Annotated in this window: 1 protein-coding gene; it reads left to right on the plus strand. The window is 30.2% G+C overall.

The window, feature by feature from the left end; genetic code table 11:
- Window positions 1-712, plus strand: a 712-nt coding sequence (locus GQV94_RS07620) for a 6-hydroxymethylpterin diphosphokinase MptE-like protein (RefSeq protein WP_200170442.1), incomplete at both ends; no start/stop codon positions are given.

Consider the following 712-nt stretch of genomic DNA (forward strand, 5'->3'; position numbering starts at 1 on the left):
ATCAAAACAAAGCTACAATATTTTGTGCTGATAGTGCTTATGCAATATTAGCTAAACATAATATTAAGCCTGATTATGTTTGTATGCTTGAAAGAACTGATTTTACGGCGGAATTCTTTAAAGATAGGTATGAGGGGATTGATGAAAGAGCATTGTTTATTCTTGCTTCATTAGTTCATCCAAAAGCACTTTCTTATCTTGATCAAAATAAGCGTTCTTATATGCTTGTCTCAAAACCATCTAGAATGTGTCTTGATTTTAAACTTCATTTATTTGGTTATCTTGGCGGTGGCCCGAGTGTAGCTTATATGAATTATTCTTTAGCTATGCTTTTAAAACACAAAAACATTATCTTAATAGGACAAGACTTAGCTTATGATGAGAATGGAAATTCGCATCCTAATGATTATAAACACGGATCAAATTTTGAGAGCGAAGAAGAATATATAGAAATAATGGCTTATGGCGGTAGTGGAAAAGTTGCAACGCATAGTATTTGGGTATATTTTAAGTCTTTTTTAGAACAAATTATTTATAAAAATACTTTTTCTATCACCTACAACTGCACAGAGGGTGGAGCAAGGATAGAAGGAAGCTTAGAAAAACCTTTTAAAGAAGTATGTGAAGAATTACTTATTAAAGATTTAGATAAACCTTTTAAAAGATTAAATGCTTTAAATAAAAATAAACAAGATGAATTATTACTTAAAGC

Origin of the sequence: Campylobacter sp. TTU_617 (assembly GCF_016599045.1) — a bacterium.
Taxonomy (GTDB): Bacteria; Campylobacterota; Campylobacteria; order Campylobacterales; family Campylobacteraceae; genus Campylobacter_D.